At 29.1% G+C, this 18,122-nt stretch carries 17 protein-coding genes; 16 read left to right on the plus strand and 1 reads right to left on the minus strand.

Annotated features, from left to right (window positions below):
• Window positions 1–11 precede the first annotated feature (11 nt).
• From H9661_RS03925 to H9661_RS03990, 14 genes are all read left to right on the plus strand, one after another.
• Complete coding sequence (locus H9661_RS03925) at window positions 12–953, plus strand: DUF6414 family protein (protein ID WP_143314993.1); 942 nt, start codon at window positions 12–14, stop codon at window positions 951–953.
• 308 nt (window positions 954–1,261) lie between these two features.
• Window positions 1,262–1,531, plus strand: a complete 270-nt coding sequence (locus H9661_RS03930; protein ID WP_143314994.1) for an ACT domain-containing protein — start codon at window positions 1,262–1,264, stop codon at window positions 1,529–1,531.
• A gap of 19 nt (window positions 1,532–1,550) precedes the next feature.
• A complete protein-coding gene (locus H9661_RS03935) occupies window positions 1,551–2,918 on the plus strand; it encodes a PFL family protein (RefSeq protein ID WP_191767757.1) in 1,368 nt (455 codons plus the stop codon).
• A gap of 577 nt (window positions 2,919–3,495) precedes the next feature.
• Window positions 3,496–4,080 (plus strand): hypothetical protein, encoded by a 585-nt coding sequence (locus H9661_RS03940; protein ID WP_143314996.1) that lies wholly within the window; start codon window positions 3,496–3,498, stop codon window positions 4,078–4,080.
• 16 nt (window positions 4,081–4,096) lie between these two features.
• A complete protein-coding gene (locus tag H9661_RS03945; protein WP_143314997.1) occupies window positions 4,097–4,294 on the plus strand; it encodes a hypothetical protein in 198 nt (65 codons plus the stop codon).
• Between the two features lie 300 nt (window positions 4,295–4,594).
• Window positions 4,595–5,350, plus strand: a complete 756-nt coding sequence (locus H9661_RS03950) for an exodeoxyribonuclease III (protein ID WP_143314998.1) — start codon at window positions 4,595–4,597, stop codon at window positions 5,348–5,350.
• 73 nt (window positions 5,351–5,423) lie between these two features.
• Window positions 5,424–5,684, plus strand: a complete 261-nt coding sequence (locus H9661_RS03955; RefSeq protein WP_143314999.1) for a hypothetical protein — start codon at window positions 5,424–5,426, stop codon at window positions 5,682–5,684.
• A gap of 78 nt (window positions 5,685–5,762) precedes the next feature.
• Complete coding sequence (locus tag H9661_RS03960; RefSeq protein WP_143315000.1) at window positions 5,763–6,170, plus strand: hypothetical protein; 408 nt, start codon at window positions 5,763–5,765, stop codon at window positions 6,168–6,170.
• Between the two features lie 37 nt (window positions 6,171–6,207).
• Window positions 6,208–6,939 (plus strand): tetratricopeptide repeat protein, encoded by a 732-nt coding sequence (locus H9661_RS03965; RefSeq protein WP_191767758.1) that lies wholly within the window; start codon window positions 6,208–6,210, stop codon window positions 6,937–6,939.
• Between the two features lie 50 nt (window positions 6,940–6,989).
• Window positions 6,990–8,903 (plus strand): ABC-F family ATP-binding cassette domain-containing protein, encoded by a 1,914-nt coding sequence (locus H9661_RS03970; RefSeq protein WP_191767759.1) that lies wholly within the window; start codon window positions 6,990–6,992, stop codon window positions 8,901–8,903.
• A 14-nt stretch (window positions 8,904–8,917) separates the two neighbouring features.
• Window positions 8,918–9,106, plus strand: a complete 189-nt coding sequence (locus tag H9661_RS03975; protein WP_143315003.1) for a hypothetical protein — start codon at window positions 8,918–8,920, stop codon at window positions 9,104–9,106.
• Between the two features lie 161 nt (window positions 9,107–9,267).
• Window positions 9,268–10,800 (plus strand): DUF2828 family protein, encoded by a 1,533-nt coding sequence (locus H9661_RS03980; protein ID WP_191767760.1) that lies wholly within the window; start codon window positions 9,268–9,270, stop codon window positions 10,798–10,800.
• 163 nt (window positions 10,801–10,963) lie between these two features.
• Complete coding sequence (locus tag H9661_RS03985; RefSeq protein ID WP_243129527.1) at window positions 10,964–12,169, plus strand: iron-containing alcohol dehydrogenase; 1,206 nt, start codon at window positions 10,964–10,966, stop codon at window positions 12,167–12,169.
• Between the two features lie 142 nt (window positions 12,170–12,311).
• On the plus strand, window positions 12,312–14,495 hold the full coding sequence (locus tag H9661_RS03990; RefSeq protein ID WP_143315005.1) for a DNA topoisomerase III: 2,184 nt from the start codon (window positions 12,312–12,314) through the stop codon (window positions 14,493–14,495).
• 172 nt (window positions 14,496–14,667) lie between these two features.
• Here H9661_RS03990 and H9661_RS03995 read toward each other — a convergent pair whose 3' ends face one another.
• Window positions 14,668–15,243 carry a TetR/AcrR family transcriptional regulator gene (locus H9661_RS03995; RefSeq protein WP_191767761.1) on the minus strand — a complete coding sequence of 192 codons (576 nt, stop codon included), beginning with the start codon at window positions 15,241–15,243 and terminating at the stop codon, window positions 14,668–14,670.
• Window positions 15,244–15,475: 232 nt separating this feature from the next.
• Between H9661_RS03995 and H9661_RS04000 the strand changes: the two genes are divergently transcribed.
• Window positions 15,476–16,798: a glycosyltransferase gene (locus tag H9661_RS04000; RefSeq protein ID WP_191767762.1), complete on the plus strand. Its 1,323-nt coding sequence runs from the start codon at window positions 15,476–15,478 to the stop codon at window positions 16,796–16,798.
• A gap of 43 nt (window positions 16,799–16,841) precedes the next feature.
• Window positions 16,842–17,702, plus strand: a complete 861-nt coding sequence (galU, locus tag H9661_RS04005; protein ID WP_191767763.1) for a UTP--glucose-1-phosphate uridylyltransferase GalU — start codon at window positions 16,842–16,844, stop codon at window positions 17,700–17,702.
• Window positions 17,703–18,122 lie beyond the last annotated feature (420 nt).

Here is an 18,122-nt window from a genome sequence, read left to right on the forward strand (position 1 = left end):
GACGTGGATTTATGGATGAAGATCTTTTAGGCCTTTTTATGTATTTAGATGAAGGTCTGGTTAAAAATTTATCATCTCTATTTTTAAGTGGATATATTGAGGTAAGAACAACAAGGCTAATTCAAGATAAGACTATAACTGGAAGAGCTGGCACAGATAGTCGTGAGCGAATTTTTGGTGAAGATAGATTTACTAAGGATGAGAAAGAGGGATATAAAACTAATAATTGTGTAAATGTTGAACAGACTGATAATGGGAATAGTACTTCGGCTGGAGTAGAGAATAGAAATTTTGTAAGAATGGAGGAAGAACTAAAAAAAATTTACACAACATTCTCATTTCACAGACAAATAATTAGTAGTTTAAATGATTCTAATGCTATAAAAAATTTTGATAATAAAACAATAAATGAAGGAGATTTATCAGAAGGAGATTACGTTCAGATAAGAGGAAAGTTAACTACAGAATCAGTTAACTCTTATTTAGATTCACTTCTTACAGTATTTAATTGCTTTGGTTGCGATTCATTAAATAAAATTATTAGCAATAAAAATAGTCAGATTATGAATTTTACTGCAATCAATTCGATTATTGGACATTTAAATGATATTTTAAATAAAAATTCTACAAAAGATATGATTTTAAATTGTGGAGATACGCCTGTAGTCATTAATGTTAATGAAAATTTTTTTATGAATAATAATGCATATATTTATGACAGAGTGGATTGTCCATGCACTGTATTTGGTAAAGTTATAAGTATAGCACCTAATGGGAAATGTATAAGCCTCCTTAGAAAGACAGCACAACATGAGTATTATGAAAACATTTTGAAGGGGTGTAGTCCATATTGTGACATGCTTGATTCAAATGGAATTATAATGCCTAAAATGCCAAGGCTTAAATGTGAGGGAGTTTCAGTTGTTGTGGTACCAATAAGTATTCGTATGTGAGTTTTAGTGACAGATTTATTTAAGAAACTGTCACTAAAACTAAAAAATTATTTGACAAATCTTAATTATTTATATAAAATTGATTTAAATTAATAAATGTAATGAAGAGGAAGAGTAATAATAGGAACTTTTTAGAGAGACTGCGTGTAGCTGAGAGTAGTTAGGTGATTATTATGAATGGAGCCTTGGAGCATAGTGTGAGTAAAGTAGGGCTAGTGCCAAGAAGGGTGGAACCGCGGAATTTTTTCGTCCCTTTGTTTGGTATGGCTTTTTTATTTTATAAAAATTTATTTATAGGAGTTGTTGTTATGAAATCTATTTTAACAGTAATTGGTAAAGACCAAGTTGGTATTATTGCAGGTATAAGTTGTGAGTTGCAAAAGTTTAATATTAATATATTAAATGTTACACAAACTATAATGGATGAATATTTTACAATGATTATGCTTTTAGATCAAACAAATGCAAATGCTAATATTGATCAAGTGAAAAACGCCTTAATAGAAAAGGGAAAAGAATTAAAAGTTGATGTAAAGATACAAAGAGAAGAAATATTTAATTCAATGCATTCACTATAAGAAGAAAAGGGGGCAAACAATGAATACAAATTTTACACCACAAAATGTATTAGAAACAATAAAGATGATTGAAGAAGAAAATTTAGATATTAGAACCATAACAATGGGAATATCTTTACTAGATTGTATAGATTCAGATGGGGATAAGGCAAGAGAGAAAATATATAATAAGATTATGACTTCAGCCAAAGATTTAGTTAAGGTTGGAAGAGAAATAGAAAATGAATTTGGAATTCCTATAGTAAATAAAAGAGTTTCTGTAACACCGATTTCTATTATTGGTGGAGCAACAAATGAAGAAAGTTATGTAGAGTTTGCTAAAACTTTAGATAAGGCAGCAAATGAACTTGGAATAGATTTTATTGGTGGTTTTTCAGCACTCGTACATAAAGGATGTACAAAGGGAGACAAAATACTTATTAAGTCGATTCCTGAGGCATTAAAGGTTACTGAAAAAGTATGTTCTTCAGTAAATGTTGGATCTTCTAAATGTGGAATTAACATGAATGCTGTAAGAGATATGGGAGAAATAATAAAAGAAACAGCTGAGCTTACTAAAGATAAAAAGGGATTTGGTTGTGCAAAACTAGTGGTATTTGCTAATGCTGTTGAAGATAATCCATTTATGGCGGGCGCTTTTCATGGAGTAGGAGAAGCTGATATAGTAATAAATGTTGGAGTTAGTGGACCTGGAGTAGTTCAAAGAGCACTTGAAAAGGTTAAAGGAGAATCTTTTGATGTAGTTGCAGACACTATAAAAAATACTGCATTTAAGATAACTAGAATGGGTCAACTAGTAGCTAAGGAAGCTTCAAAAAGATTAGGGGTTCCATTTGGAATAGTGGATCTTTCTTTAGCACCAACTCCAGCTGTTGGAGATTCTGTAGCACATATATTGGAAGAAATTGGACTTGAATGTGTAGGAACTCATGGAACAACTGCTGCATTAGCTTTATTAAATGATGCTGTTAAAAAGGGTGGAGTTATGGCATGTAGTCATGTTGGAGGATTAAGTGGTGCTTTTATTCCAGTATCTGAGGATGCAGGAATGATAGACGCTGTTATTAATGGGTCATTAAATTTAGAAAAGCTTGAAGCAATGACTGCAGTTTGTTCTGTTGGACTCGATATGATAGCTATTCCTGGAGATACAAAAGCTTCAACAATCTCAGCTATGATAGCTGATGAAGCAGCAATTGGGGTTATTAATAATAAGACAACAGCTGTTAGAATAATACCAGCACCAGGTTGTAAAGTTGGTGATATGGTGGAATTTGGAGGCCTTCTAGGAAGAGCACCAGTTATGAAAGTTAATGAAAATTCTTCTGAATTGTTTGCAGCAAGAGGTGGAAGGATTCCAGCACCAATACATTCATTTAAAAATTAAAAAAATAGGGAATGAGATTTCATTCCCTTTATTTTTTGAACTAAATGTATTATTTAAACATAAATAGTAAATAATGTTGGTAATGAGGTAGATATGGAGTATAATAATTGTGGGGTTCTAAAATGAGGGGGAGATTACAATTATAAGAAAATATTTAAGGCCATTTATAGAGAAAAATAAAATAAAGTGTGTAACATATTGTTTATCATTAGTAATATCATTCATTTTAGGGTTTTGCGCATCGAAACTTAGTGAGGAAGGCTGGGTTATTAAAGGGGGAGTAAATTTAGTAACATTATTTGCATTACTATCAATTACAGTATCTATATTTTATTCTTTTACTTATGATTATATAGATAATTTAAATGTTAATCTGAAAAAATACAAATATTTATTCATTAACATAGATTTCTTCATATTTATTTATTATTATAGAATAAACTACGAAAATATTATAAATTCTATAGATAATACTCCAAAATGGATTTCTAAAACAGCGTTTGTGTTTTTACTTTATTTTTCCATATACTTAGTTATTAATTTTATAGTTATTGGAACAGTATCAAAAAGTATAAAGATGCTAAAGATAAGTGCAAACTCCTTTGAAGTGGAATTTCAAGATAAGATTAAAATTATAGAAGGACTTAATGATATTTCGTCATTAACAAGTAGCATTACCATTAGTAATGCAAAGTTAATAGATGCTATGGAAAATATCGTAAGAACTAGGTTTTATGATATTGATCTAAGTAAGGAATATGATTTAGATATATTTTTTGACTTCTATTCTGAAATTGTTACAACATTATTTTCAGAAACTATGGAAAATGTTAATGCAAGAGTGGTATCAAAAAGGGATGAAAATGAATTGAAATCTATTGTAGATGAGGTTGATTGTAGTATAATAGTAAAAGCTAATACTTTTGATAAAATTATTTCAGATCATATTGTAAGATTGAGTAATTATTTATTTGTTCCAGTTTCAATTGATTTAATTGAGACGAATGCTATAGTTATTATATCCTTTGATAAGGAGGAAAATTGTATTACTTATTTTGGGAACATAATTTATGCATTAATAAAATATACTGATACAGTAATCACAAATGTGCTAAGTGATAAAGCCTTGCAAGAACTAGATGAATACATGAGCAATTTATAGGAAAGGAGATAGTTAGATGAGTTCTAAAGTTACGTTGGGTAGAAAATATAAGAACATTTCTAAAATTCTTAGAAATGAGAATCAAAAGGAAGTAATTGATGTTCCTCAAATATCTATCACTGAAATTTTAAAGGATACTTCTAGAAAAGAAGCGATTAGCAATAATGATAGATTTGATAGAATAAAAAAAGAAATACTTACAGGTACTAAGTAACTTTTTTAGAGATTTATAATATTATAAATGAGAAATAGTTATTTAGGAGTAGGTCTTGGTTAAAATAAAGATAAAGAATAGATATAATAAAAAATTTGAACCTCTTAAGGTTAAATTGGCAGAACTAAACTTATATAAAGAGGTTTGTAGGCATATACAAATAAAGAATAAAAATAAATAACTACATATATTATAGAACCTCTAAGATTAAATTAATTTATACTTAGAGGTTTAATACTTTTTTTATACTTTTGCATATGTTATACTTTCATTAATCTTAATTAATAGGAGGAAAAGCATATGACAAAGATGATTTCTTGGAATGTAAATGGACTTAGAGCTGCTGTTACAAAGGGTTTTGTAGAGATTTTTAATTCTATAGATGCAGATATATTTTGTTTGCAAGAAACAAAATTACAAGAAGGTCAGATAGAATTGGATTTACCTGGGTATTATAAGTACTGGAACTATGCTGAAAAAAAAGGGTACTCAGGAACAGCTATTTTTACTAAAAATGAACCTATAGGTGTAACTTTAGGCATTGGAATAGAAGAGCATGATAAAGAAGGAAGAGTAATAACATTAGAGTTTAAGGATTACTATGTAGTTACAGTATATACTCCAAATTCGCAAAATGAACTAGCAAGACTTTCTTATAGAATGACTTGGGAAGATGATTTTTGTAATTATCTAAAAAAGCTAGAAAAAAATAAGCCTGTTATAGTATGTGGAGACTTGAATGTTGCACATAAAGAAATAGATTTAAAAAATCCTAAAAATAATAGAAAAAATGCGGGCTTTACTGATGAAGAACGACAGAAGTTTACGGAACTTATTAATAAAGGATTTATTGATACCTTTAGATATTTCTATCCTGATAAAGAGGGCATTTATTCTTGGTGGTCATATAGATTTAATGCTAGAAAGAATAATGCAGGGTGGAGAATTGATTATTTTCTTGCTTCGAGTGCATTAAAAGATAGATTAGTAGATGCAAAAATACATACTGATATTTTAGGTTCTGATCATTGCCCAGTCGAATTAATAATTAAATAGACTTTTAATACTAGATAATGATATAATTTAATGCGTGAATTCATTTAGATAGGAGTGGAGAACAATTAGTATATTGATTTGTTTATTCATATTTGGCTTTTTTATATTTGAAGCATCCTTATTAATTAGAGCGATAAATAAGAAAATTAAGAAGAGAGTACCTCTTCATTTAATAGGAACAATAGCCACATTGTTGTTATTTGTATTTATAATTCAAGTTACTTTGGGAGTTGAATTGAATTCAAATAAATTTATAACATTTACAACAGCAGTTTCGGTAATGTTTTATATTATTTATGGAATTGATTCATTATTTGTAGTAAAAAGTAAATAAGTTTAAATAAAGTGTACTCCTTTTAATAATGTTAAAATGGGTACATTTTATTATTTTACTGAAATTAGAGGTGACGTAATGATTAAGATTAAATTAGAGAAAAACAAAAGAGATGAATTTATAGCAAAATTAAGAGTAGAAAATGAACTTATAGATAAGTATAAAATATTAAAAAGAGTAGTGTTAGAAAGCAGAGAGATATCTGGAAAATATAATTACAAGGTACCAGTTAGGTTCTTGCCAATAATATTAAATAATATTCCAGTTGAAATTATAAATTTAGATTTAGATTCTATATGTAGCTATCTAGAATTTTCTGACGATTATGATGATAAATATTACTATGCTACAGAAGCTAATGCGAAATATATGAGAAAATGGAGAGAAGAAGGATGTCCTACAATATATAAGGTAAATATAGATAAGGATACAGTAAAAATAACAAAAGAGGTTGCTTTTAAGAGGATTACAAAAGTTATTGAATAATAAAATTTTTTGTAAATAAGTGCAATGGGGTGGGATTATGGAGAAAACTACTTACAAAATTGGTTATCAACATATTAAAGGGGGATGGGTAATTTACTTAGGCATAGTTGGAATTATAAGTTTTTTTATAAATAAATATTTTGCTATAATTTTGTTAATGCTCTCCTTACTATTTTTTTTGATTTATAAGAAAAGTTCTTATAATAAATCAGCAATTTGCTTTAATAAGGCAATAAGGCTTGTGAAAAATGGAGATATTAAAAATTCAAAACATCTATTAATTAATGCTATTAAATTTAATAAGTATAATAGAAAGGCATATTTTTTCTTAGGATGTCTATTTTTTGATGAGGAAGATTATACAAATGCTCTAGAGTACCTAAAAAGAGGAGGCGCTGATGAAGTTAATGATTCCAGTCTAGCCTTTGTTCTTGGAAGATGTTATTATCATATAGAAAACTACAATAAGTCAGTAGAGTATTTAGAGAGTGTAACTTATGATACTAATTCTAGACTTGAAAGAGAGAGAATATATACTTTAGGTAAGGCTTACTTAGAGTTAGAGAAATATTATGAAGCATATGAGCTTTTTGAGGGATTAGAAAAACCTAAAGGAGAACTTAGAGGTGAAACATTAGAATATTATTATTTCCTAGGCGTAGCATGTTATCATTTAGATAAAATTGCAGAGGCAAAAAAGTATATACTTATGGTAAGCAAGGTTAACAGAGATTACAAAAATGTTGATCTTTATGCAAAGAACTTGTAGTTTGAAATTAAATAAAAATAGAGGTTTTATATATTAGAAGGAGTATTAATATGAATTTAATTACATTAGAGAATATAAGTAAGAGTTACAGTGAAAAAATATTATTAAAAAATATTTCTCTTGGAATAAATGATGGAGACAAGATTGGAATTATAGGAATAAATGGGGCAGGAAAATCAACTTTATTAAAGATAGTTGCTGGAAAAGATGAATTTTATGAAGGTGATTTAATTAAAAATAAAAATGCTAGAATTGAATATTTATCACAAAATCCAGATTTTAAAGAAGATGCAACGGTAATAGAGCAGATTTTTAGAGGGGATACTAAAGAACTTAAGCTATTAATGGAATATGAAAAAATTATAGAAAAACTCCACAATACTAATTCTGATGCATTAAATGATAGATTGCTAAAACTTCAGGTAGAAATAGATAGTCTTAACCTTTGGGATTTAGAAAGTGAAGCTAAAAGTATATTAAATAAGTTAGGAATTACAAACTATGAGGAAAGGATGAAAAACTTATCTGGTGGACAAAAAAAGAGAGTTGCATTAGCATCGGCACTTATAACTCCATGCGATCTACTTATTTTAGACGAGCCAACTAACCATTTAGATTCAGACTCAATTGAATGGCTTGAAGAATATTTAAATTCAAGAAAAGGTGCTCTTTTAATGATTACTCATGACAGATATTTTTTAGATAGAGTAGCAAATAGAATAATTGAGCTTGATAGAGGAAATTTATATAGTTATGAGGGAAATTATACAAGTTTCTTGGAAAAGAAAATGGAAAGAGTAGAGAGAGAAGAATCAGAAGAACAAAAAAGGCAATCATTAATTAGGAAAGAATTAAAGTGGGTTAAAAGGGGAGCAAAAGCAAGATCCACAAAACAAAGAGCTAGATTGCAGAGGTTTGACGAATTAGTTAGTAGAGAGTATATTAAACAAGCAACTGATGTTGAGATGTCTTTTGTGGGAACAAGATTAGGAAAAAAGATTATTGAGATAAATGGATTAAATAAATCTTTTGACGATAGACTACTAATTAAAGATTTTAATTATATTTTTACAAAAGAAGATAGAATAGGTGTTGTTGGTCCTAATGGTGCAGGAAAATCTACACTTATCAATTTAATAAGAGGTAACATTAAGAGCGATAGCGGTGAAATAGTAATAGGTGAAACAGTAAAGATAGGATGTTTTGCTCAAGATGATAGAGAAATGGATATGAATATGAGAGTCATAGATTATGTCCGAGAAGGTGGAGAGTATATACCTGTTGCTGATGGTAGTAAGATAACAGCCTCTACCATGTGTGAGAGGTTTTTGTTTGATGGTACGATGCAATATACAAAGATAGAAAAATTATCTGGTGGAGAAAGAAGAAGACTTTATTTGCTAAGAGTATTGATGGAAGCACCAAACGTACTATTACTTGATGAACCTACTAACGATTTAGATATAAACACTCTAAATATTTTAGAAGACTTTTTAGATAAATTCATTGGAGTTGTAGTTGTAGTTTCTCATGATAGATACTTTTTAGATAGGGTATGTAATAAGATTTTTGCTTATAGAGACAAAGGAAGTATAAAGGTATATAATGGTAACTATAGTGATTATCAAATTACAATTGAAGTAGAAAAAGGCAGAATTGAACCTGAAGATAAGAAAGATAAAAAAGCAGTAACTAGCAGAACTAAAGAAAGAGATAATAGACCTAAATTTTCATTTAAAGAAACAAAGGAATATGAAGAAATTCCGGAAGTTATTGAAAAACTTGAAAACAGAATTTCTAATATAGAAGAAGAAATGGTTAAAAATTCTTCATCTTATGGAAAGCTACAAGAGCTAATGGAAGAAAAGGAAAAGTTAGAGGAAGAATTAATGGGAAAATATGAGAGATATGATTATTTAGAAGATCTAGCAAAGCAAATAGAAGCTTATAAGAATAACAAGTAGAAAAAGGTGATGAAGTGGAAGTGCATATAACCATAAAAGGGAAAAAGGAACCTTTATTATTTAAAGGAGATAGAATAGACGTATTAGATTTTGAAATGCAAGGCTTAAAATATAAACAAATAAGATTTTTTAGAAAAGGATTTTCAAAATCCGAATATATACAAGAAAACTTAATAACCAAAATAAAAGAGATAAATAAGTAATTAACATAATTTATATGTACTATTACGTATAATTTTACATATACATATAATAAAAAGATACAAACAGCGTATTTATGAAATAAAGTATCTTGAAAAAGACACCTACAGCTTTGCTTATGTAAGGTGTCTTGTTTATTTTCTAGGACAAAGGAGGGAATACCTTGAGTTTTGAATTTTTTAATTCTTTAAAAAAAGATATATTTTATTCAGAAGAAGAGTTGTATGAAGATCTTGAAGAATATTCACTTGTTGAAGATGCCCAAAATGATAGCTTGCTAAATTTTTATGCAAAGGCAGGTTTTCTAAGAGGAGAAAAAGAGGAAAAAATAATTAATTTATTTATGGATGCATATGATGAAGATCCTATATCCTCCATGAAATTACTGTTTTACGTTAGAGATAAAGAGAAAGGTTTGGGAGAAAGAAGAGTCTTTAGAATTATTTTAAACCATCTTGGGAGAATTAATAGTTCATACTTAGCTGCCAATATAAATCTTATTCCGATTTATGGTAGATGGGATGATTTATATAGCTTGTTTGATACCAATCTTCAAGGGAGGGCTATTAGCTTAATCCGTAAACAAATAGGTATTGATTTAAAATCAGAAAATCCATCTACACTGAGTAAATGGTTAAAATCAGAAAATTCTTCATCTGAGGAATCAAAGGAATTAGCGAAGAAAACAAGATTAGCTTTAGATTTGACTTCAAAGGAATATAGAGTATTACTTTCTCATCTTAGAAAAAGAATTAAACCAGTAGAAACTATTATAAGTAGAGGGAACTGGAATAAAGTTAAATATGGCGAATTAAGTTCAGGTGCTATGCATAAGTATAGCAAAGCTTTTTTTAAACACGATAAAGAAAGATATATGGATTATTTAGATATATTAAAAAGTCAAAAGATAAAAAAAGATGAAGTTTTAAGTTTCGGACATATATATCCATATAATATAGTTAAAAGTATAATTGAAGATTCAAGCAATGAGGAAAATTATTATCGGGAGATGTGGGAAAAAGTATTAAGCAACTTTAATTGCAAATACGGAGATACTATAGTATGTTTAGGAATGTCAGAAAAAAGTATTAATAAACTTTACAAGCCATCAATCTTCTATGGGGGGATTGGAACTGCATTATATTTATTAGATAAAAATAGAGGTAAATATAAAGATTACATTATTACTATGAATCCAAAGCCAAATTTGGTGAAAATAAGAACAGAAGTTTTGGGAGAGAGAATTGAAGAAATTACTAAAAAGTCAGTGACTGATGAGGTGAATGTAGAATCAGTTTTAGATATAGTTTTATTTGCGGCTATAAAAAATAGTATTAATCAAAATTCAATACCAAATAGAATTCTATTTATTCTAGAAGATAAGTGCAAAATTTCTTTTAGCGAAGAAAGACATTCTAATCACAAAGATTATTTTTTTGATGATAAAGATTATAATAGAATTAAGGAAAAGTGGGATAAAAGTGGATATCGAATACCAGACCTTTGTTTTTGGAGAATTGATGGTTATAAGGAAAATAGTAAAGTAATAGTTGATAGTAATGGCTTCCAGTATGCATTTGGTTATTCTAATGAGATATTTAAGTTTATTATAAAAGGAGAGAACTTATCTTCTACTAGTCTAGTTGATGAAGTGTTATCAAATATTAGATATAGTAAGATATGTAGTGATATATAAAAAATGCTGAAATAACTTCAGCATTTTTTTATATATTATCTTTAGTTGTGAAAATATTTATCTTGATTTTATGGACATAAATGGTAATAAGATGTATTCTGTTTTAGAGAAATAAATTTTAAATGAACAGATATGATAAATAAATTAGAGAGGAGAATATGGTGTGATTTGGACAATAAAAAAAGGATATTATAGGTTAAATCAAGCTGTTTTTAGAGCTGTTCTAAAAAGAATAAAATATAAGGAACAAAAGATAGTTTCAGGAGAAGGAAGTATTAATAAGCTGCCAGAGTTAATTAAAGAAACTGGAATAAACAATGTTTTAATTGTAACTGGTAAGATAATAATGAGTCTTGGATTAGTAGATGAGTTAATTGAGGGCTTAAAGAAAAATGACATAAAATATACTGTTTTTAATAATGTTCAAGCAAATCCAACTGTAGAAAATATCGAAGAAGGATTAAAATATTATGAAGAAAATAGTTGCCAAGCTATAATTGCCTTTGGAGGAGGGTCTCCAATGGATTGTGCTAAAATTATAGGGGTAAGAGCTACAAATAAGAATTTACAAGTTAAGGAACTTAAAGGACTTTTAAAGATTAAAAATTCTATGCCACCATTTTTTGCAGTACCAACTACAGCAGGAACTGGATCTGAAAGTACAGTTGCAGCAGTAGTTACAGATTCAGTTGATCATGAAAAGTACGCTATAGGAGATCCAAAACTTATGCCAGAATGTGCAGTTCTAGATCCTAAATTAACTATTGCATTGCCAAAGCATGTTACTGCAGCAACAGGGGTAGATGCATTAACCCATGCAATAGAAGCTTTTGTAGGAAATGATGGCACACCATTTACAGATGAACATGCCTTAAAGGCTATTAAAATGATTTTTGAAAATTTAGAACTTGTATATAATGATGGCAGTAACATAGATGGACGTAATAGCATGCTTTTAGCATCAAATTATGCAGGTTTAGCATTTACAAGAGCATATGTAGGTTATGTTCATGCAATAGCACATGCCTTGGGAGGATTATATGGTGTATCTCATGGATTAGCTAATGCAATTGTACTTCCATATGTATTAGAATTTTATGATGAATCAGTTTATAGCAAGTTAGCGAAGATTGCTACATATGTAGGTATAGAAGGAAAATCAGAAAAAGATTTGGCTGTAAAGGTAGTTGAAAGAATTAAGGAAATGAATAGAAATATGGATATACCTACAAAGGTAAAGAAATTACAAAAAAAGGATTTTCATATTATTGCAAAGAGAGTTATGAAGGAAGCTAATCCAGCATATCCTGTCCCTAAAATTATGAATGAAGATGAGTGTAAAGATATATTAAGAAAACTTATGGCTTAGAATAAAAACGCAGGAAAGACTAAAAAACTTTCCTGCGTTTTTTACATTAGACTATTTATAAAATATATATGATTTATTAGGCTTATTTTAAAAGTTAGGTTATAATGATTATTAGAATAAACAGAGAAATAGGAGATAAGAAATGAGTAAAATATTAGTACTAGCTGAAAAACCTTCAGTTGGGAGAGATTTAGCAAAGGTTTTGAAATGTAATAATAATAAAGGAAGTTATATAGAAGGAAGCAAGTATATAGTAACTTGGGCATTAGGGCATTTAGTTGGTCTTATGGATCCAGAAGGTTATGGAGATAAATATAAAACTTGGAGTATTGAGACACTTCCAATGCTACCTAAGTATATGAAGCTTAGCATATTAAAAAAAACAGGAAAGCAGTTTGCTTCAGTTAAAAAACAACTTTTAAGAGATGATGTAAGTGAAATAGTTATAGCTACAGATGCAGGGCGTGAGGGAGAACTTGTAGCAAGATGGATAATTGAAAAGGCAGGAGTTAAAAAGCCCCTTAAAAGACTTTGGATATCATCACAAACAAACAAAGCTATTTTAGATGGATTTAATAATTTAAAAGACGCAAAAGCATATGAAAATCTTTATAGAGCAGCAGTATGTAGAGCAGAAGCTGACTGGCTTGTTGGATTAAATGTAACAAGAGCCTTGACTTGCAAATATAATGCTCAATTATCAGCTGGACGTGTACAGTCACCAACTTTAGCTATGATAGTTAATAGAGAAGAAGAGATTAAAAACTTTAAGCCAGTAGATTATTATACAATTAATGCAAAAGGAAATGGATTTACTTTAAATTGGATAAATGATAAGGGAAATTCATCTATATTTAAAGAAGACTTTGCAAATTCAGTTGTAGCTAAGACAAAAGGAGGAGTAGGAGAAGTAATAGATGTAAATAAAACAACTAAGAAAAAGTATTCTCCAGCTCTTTATGATTTAACAGAACTACAAAGGGATGCTAATAAAATATGGGGATATTCTGCAAAACAAACATTAAACATAATGCAAAGACTATATGAAAATCATAAGGTATTAACTTATCCAAGAACTGATTCAAGATATGTTACTACAGATATAGTAGCTACTATTCCTGATAGATTAAAAGCTGTTGGAACTGGGGAATATAGAGCTATTACAGAAGGCTTATTGAAATCAGGAGTAAAGGCTAATAAGAGTTTTGTTGATAACAGTAAGGTAAGTGATCACCACGCTATTATTCCAACAGAAGAAAAGGGAAGTTTAGCAAATTTAAGTAGCGAAGAAAAACATATTTATAATCTTGTAATTAAGAGATTTTTAAGCGTATTACTACCACCTTATGAATATGAACAAACTACTATAAAGGTATCTATTAATGGAGAAAACTTTATAGCTAAAGGAAACATTACTAAGAGTAAGGGCTGGAAGAAGCTTTATGAAAAAGATTCTTTTGATGAGGAAGAACAAAATCAAGAGCTACCTGAGATTAAAAAGGGAGATAAGATTCAAATAGCTGGAGTAAATCTAGTTAAAAAGCAAACTACACCACCAGCAAGATTTAATGAAGCTACACTTTTATCAGCTATGGAAAATCCTCATAAATATATGCAGGTTGAAAAGGAAGCGGCTAAAACTTTAGGAGAAACAGGGGGCCTTGGAACAGTTGCAACACGTGCCGATATTATAGAAAAACTGTTTAATTCCTTTGTTATAGAGAAGAGAGGTAAGGAAATAGTTCCAACTTCAAAGGGAAAACAACTTATAGATCTTGTACCAACAGATTTAAAATCGCCTCTTTTAACTGCTAAGTGGGAAAAAGAACTTGATGATATAGCTAAGGGAAAAGCAAATTCAAAAGCATTTGTTGATAATATGAAGGGATATGCTACTAAACTTGTTACTGATGTTAAAGGAGGAACTTCTAAGTTCCATCATGACAATCAAACAGGTAGAAAGTGTCCTAACTGTGGTAAGTACTTACTTGAAGTAAAGGGTAAGAATGGAACAATGTATGTATGCCAAGATAGAGAATGTGGATATAGAGAAAATGTTGCAAGACTTACTAACGCTAGATGTCCTGAGTGTAAGAAGAAATTAGAGCTTAGAGGACAAGGGGAAGGTAAAATCTACGTTTGTCCAGGAACTAACTGTAACTTTAGAGAAAAGGCTAGCCAATTCGAAAAGAGATTTGATAAGACTGGTAAGGTAGATAAGAGGCAAGTTAATAATTATATGAAGAAACTTAAGAAGGAAGCAGAACAAGCGGAAGAAAGTCCATTTGCTGCACTTCTTGGTGGATTAAAATTTGATGATAAATAGTAGTAATAAGTAAATTATGATTTAATTAAATTGTTAAACAAAAGAAAGACAAAAATATAACTGGAAATGAAATTTCCAGTTATATTTTTATCTAATATTCAATTTACAATAGTTATTCTATATTCTCAAGAAATATCATAACTGCTGATTGTTGCTGAATTCTAGTAGTAAATTAAAAAAACAAGTTTGAATTATTTGTGATAATTTTACTTAGCTCAATTGAAAGTTCATTAAGTGAACTTTCAATTTCACCACGGCACCATACTTGAAATATATTAATTATACCACCAGTAAAGAAATGCGCTTGTATAAGAAATTCAGGCGTTTTCTTTATGTGCTTTTGGATGTCACTATCATTTTCCATATAATTTACAAATATATTCTTGAGTTTTACAAGGAATTGTTCAGAACCATTTGAATTGATCAGAATTTTATAGAAATTTAAATCATCTTCTAGCCACTTTGAAATCTTTAAAAGAAGTGGCAGAGGATTTTGAAAAAAATTCTTATAGTGTGATTCGCCCAAGAATTCCAACAATTTTTCTATAATATCATTTTCAATTTGCTCAATAACTGCTCGTGTATCTTGATAGTGGGCATAAAAAGTTCCACGATTAATATCAGCACGGGTAACAATATCTGTAACTGTAATCTTTTCTAAATTTTTTTCTTGCATCAAATCAACAAATGCTTGACGAATTAATCGCCGTGATCTTATGGCACTTTTATATTCTGCTTTTCCACCCATATGTATGCTCCTCAAAAAAAAGTTTCTAAAATCCAACAGATTAAATCAGATATGTCCAATTTTGAATATATCTGATTTAATCTGTTGGTTGTTTCATATATTTAAGCCCATTATAATATAATTACAAACAAAGTTCAACATGTGTTTTATTTTGATAAAGTATATAATATTAAAAGAATGTTAAAATAGGAAATTATAAATATTTAAAATATGTTAAGAAAGGAAGGATACAATGTCTAAAATCATATTTTTTGCTCAACCAACTATGGGACATACAAATGCAATGTTAAGTATTGCGGTAAGATTAAAAGAACTTGGACATGATGTTTCGTTTGTGGTTCCTACTGTAGAGAGAGTTCCTAAAAAAGTAATTGATAGGTTCCCAGAGTTTGTTAAAACTGCCTTGTCAGTACCTGAAAAGGTGAAAGTAAACGAAATTAACTACATTAGTATAGATATGCCTAATAAATTATGTTTTAAATATATGCTATTGCCTTTGGCTAAAGGCTTTACAGAAACTCAATATGCTATGAATGTATTTTCAGATTGTTTATATAAATATTCTAAACTAATTGAAGATATTGTCTTAAAGGAAAAACCGGATGTGATAGTGAATGATTTTTTCTTTTTGCCTCCATATATTGTTGCAGAAAAATACACTATTCCCTGTATAACTATATATCATAGTGGATTACCCTTTAGCGGAGATGGCATACCACCATTTGGAAGTGGATTAGATATAAATGGACAATGGGGATGGAAAGGAAAACTATATCATAATCTTTCAAGAAATACTAATAAATTAGTAACAAAAAGATATGTCAAAGCTTGTAAAAGAATGGGCATTTCAGATATTAGAGAAGTTGATTGGAGTAAACCATATTCAAAATGGCTAAATTTATTACTTACAGTAAAAGAAGTTGAAGCACCAAGAGAATTAAATAATAGTACAATTTTTGTAGGGCCATGCGTTTCGTGTAAACGAGTAGATCTAATAGAAAAATTTCCTTTTGAAGTTTTGAGAGATGATGTTTCAAAAATATATGTATCTCTGGGAACGGTATTTAATAATAAACCTGAAGTTTTCAAAAAAATCTTGAATGGAATTGAAAAAGAGAATTTTCAAGTTATAGTTAGTGCTGGAGGATCTTATGACAAACTAATGAAATGTGGATTTGGTGATAATATATTGATATTTAAAAGAGTGCCTCAACTTGAAATTTTAAAAAAGGTTGATCTTGTTATTAGTCATGGTGGAAATAATACAATAAATGAAACTTTGGCAGCTGGAAAACCAATTGTTGTGATACCTATAGGTGGTGAACAGGGAGACAATGCTAGTAAAATTGAGTATTTAAAGGTTGCTAAGAAAATAAATATTTCAAATTTTAGTAGTAATGAAGTATTAGAAAAAGTGAAAAGTATCCTTGATAATCCTATATATAAGGAAAATGCTGATAGGATTAGAGAAATCATAAGTAAAACGGATGGAGTTAATACTTCTGTTGAATTAATAAATTGGGTAGCTGAAAACGGAAAGACTATACTTATTTAAAAGGTTACTTAATTAATTAATATAAGAAAGGGTTGAAATAAATATGAAAGTGAAAAAAGCAGTAATTCCTGCAGCTGGACTAGGTACAAGATTTTTACCAGCTACAAAAGCACAGCCAAAGGAAATGTTACCTATAGTAGATAAACCAACAATTCAATATATAGTAGAGGAAGCTGTTGCTTCTGGTATAGAAGAAATATTGATAATTACAGGAAGGAATAAAAGAGCCATAGAAGATCATTTTGATAAATCAGTAGAATTGGAAGATGAACTTGAAAGTAAGGATAAAGAAGAATTACTTGAATTAGTACAAAATATAAGTAATTTAGTTAACATATATTATATACGCCAAAAAGAACCTAAGGGATTAGGTCATGCAGTAAGCCTTGCAAAAACCTTTGTTGGTGATGAAACTTTTGCAGTAATGCTTGGTGATGATATAGTGGATAGTGAGGTTCCTTGTCTTAAGCAGCTAATAAATTGTTATGATGAATATAAAACTACAATATTAGGAGTACAATCAGTTTTTGAATCCGAGGTGGAAAAGTACGGTATAATAGACGGTGTTGAAGTTGAAAAGGATGTTTATAAGGTTAAAGATATGATAGAAAAGCCTAGGATTGAAGAAGCACCAACTAATATAGCTGTTTTAGGAAGATATATAATAACACCTAATATATTTGATGTACTTGAAAAAGTTGAGCCTGGAAGGGGTGGGGAAATACAATTAACTGACGCAGTAAAAGAAATTGCAAGAAAAGAAGCTGTATATGCCCACTCTTTTGAGGGGATAAGATATGATGTTGGAGACAAGTTTGGATTTTTACAAGCTAATATAGATTATGCATTAAAGAGAGCAGATTTAAGAGAAAAACTTATACCATACATTTCAAGTATTCAATAAATTGCAAGGCATTCCTAGAGCGTAATCATTAATTGAGTACGCTCTTTTAAATTGTATATCAGTATGGTACTTGCTTTTACATAGGGAAATCTAAAGGATATGTACCTAAAGATGCTATAACAAAGTCAAAAAGAAATATAAACTAAAAACGCAGATAATCTAGTACATAATACAATAAATACATATATTTGATTTTATTTTTTAATATAAAAATTTAAACAGAAAACTATTTGTTAATTTTTTGGGGAGAAAATGAGTGAAAATTATCAAAATATTAATTACTAACCTTAAATAATCTGAAAATGAAAAAAAATATGTCATTTTGTTGTATTTTTATAATTTTTAGTGCAATATATAATATGTTGTTAATTATAATAGTGTATAAAGAAATTTTCTTGGGGTATGGAAGTTATAACGTTT

The sequence above is a fragment of the Clostridium cibarium genome (genome assembly GCF_014836335.1).
Lineage (GTDB): Bacteria > Bacillota > Clostridia > Clostridiales > Clostridiaceae > Clostridium > Clostridium cibarium.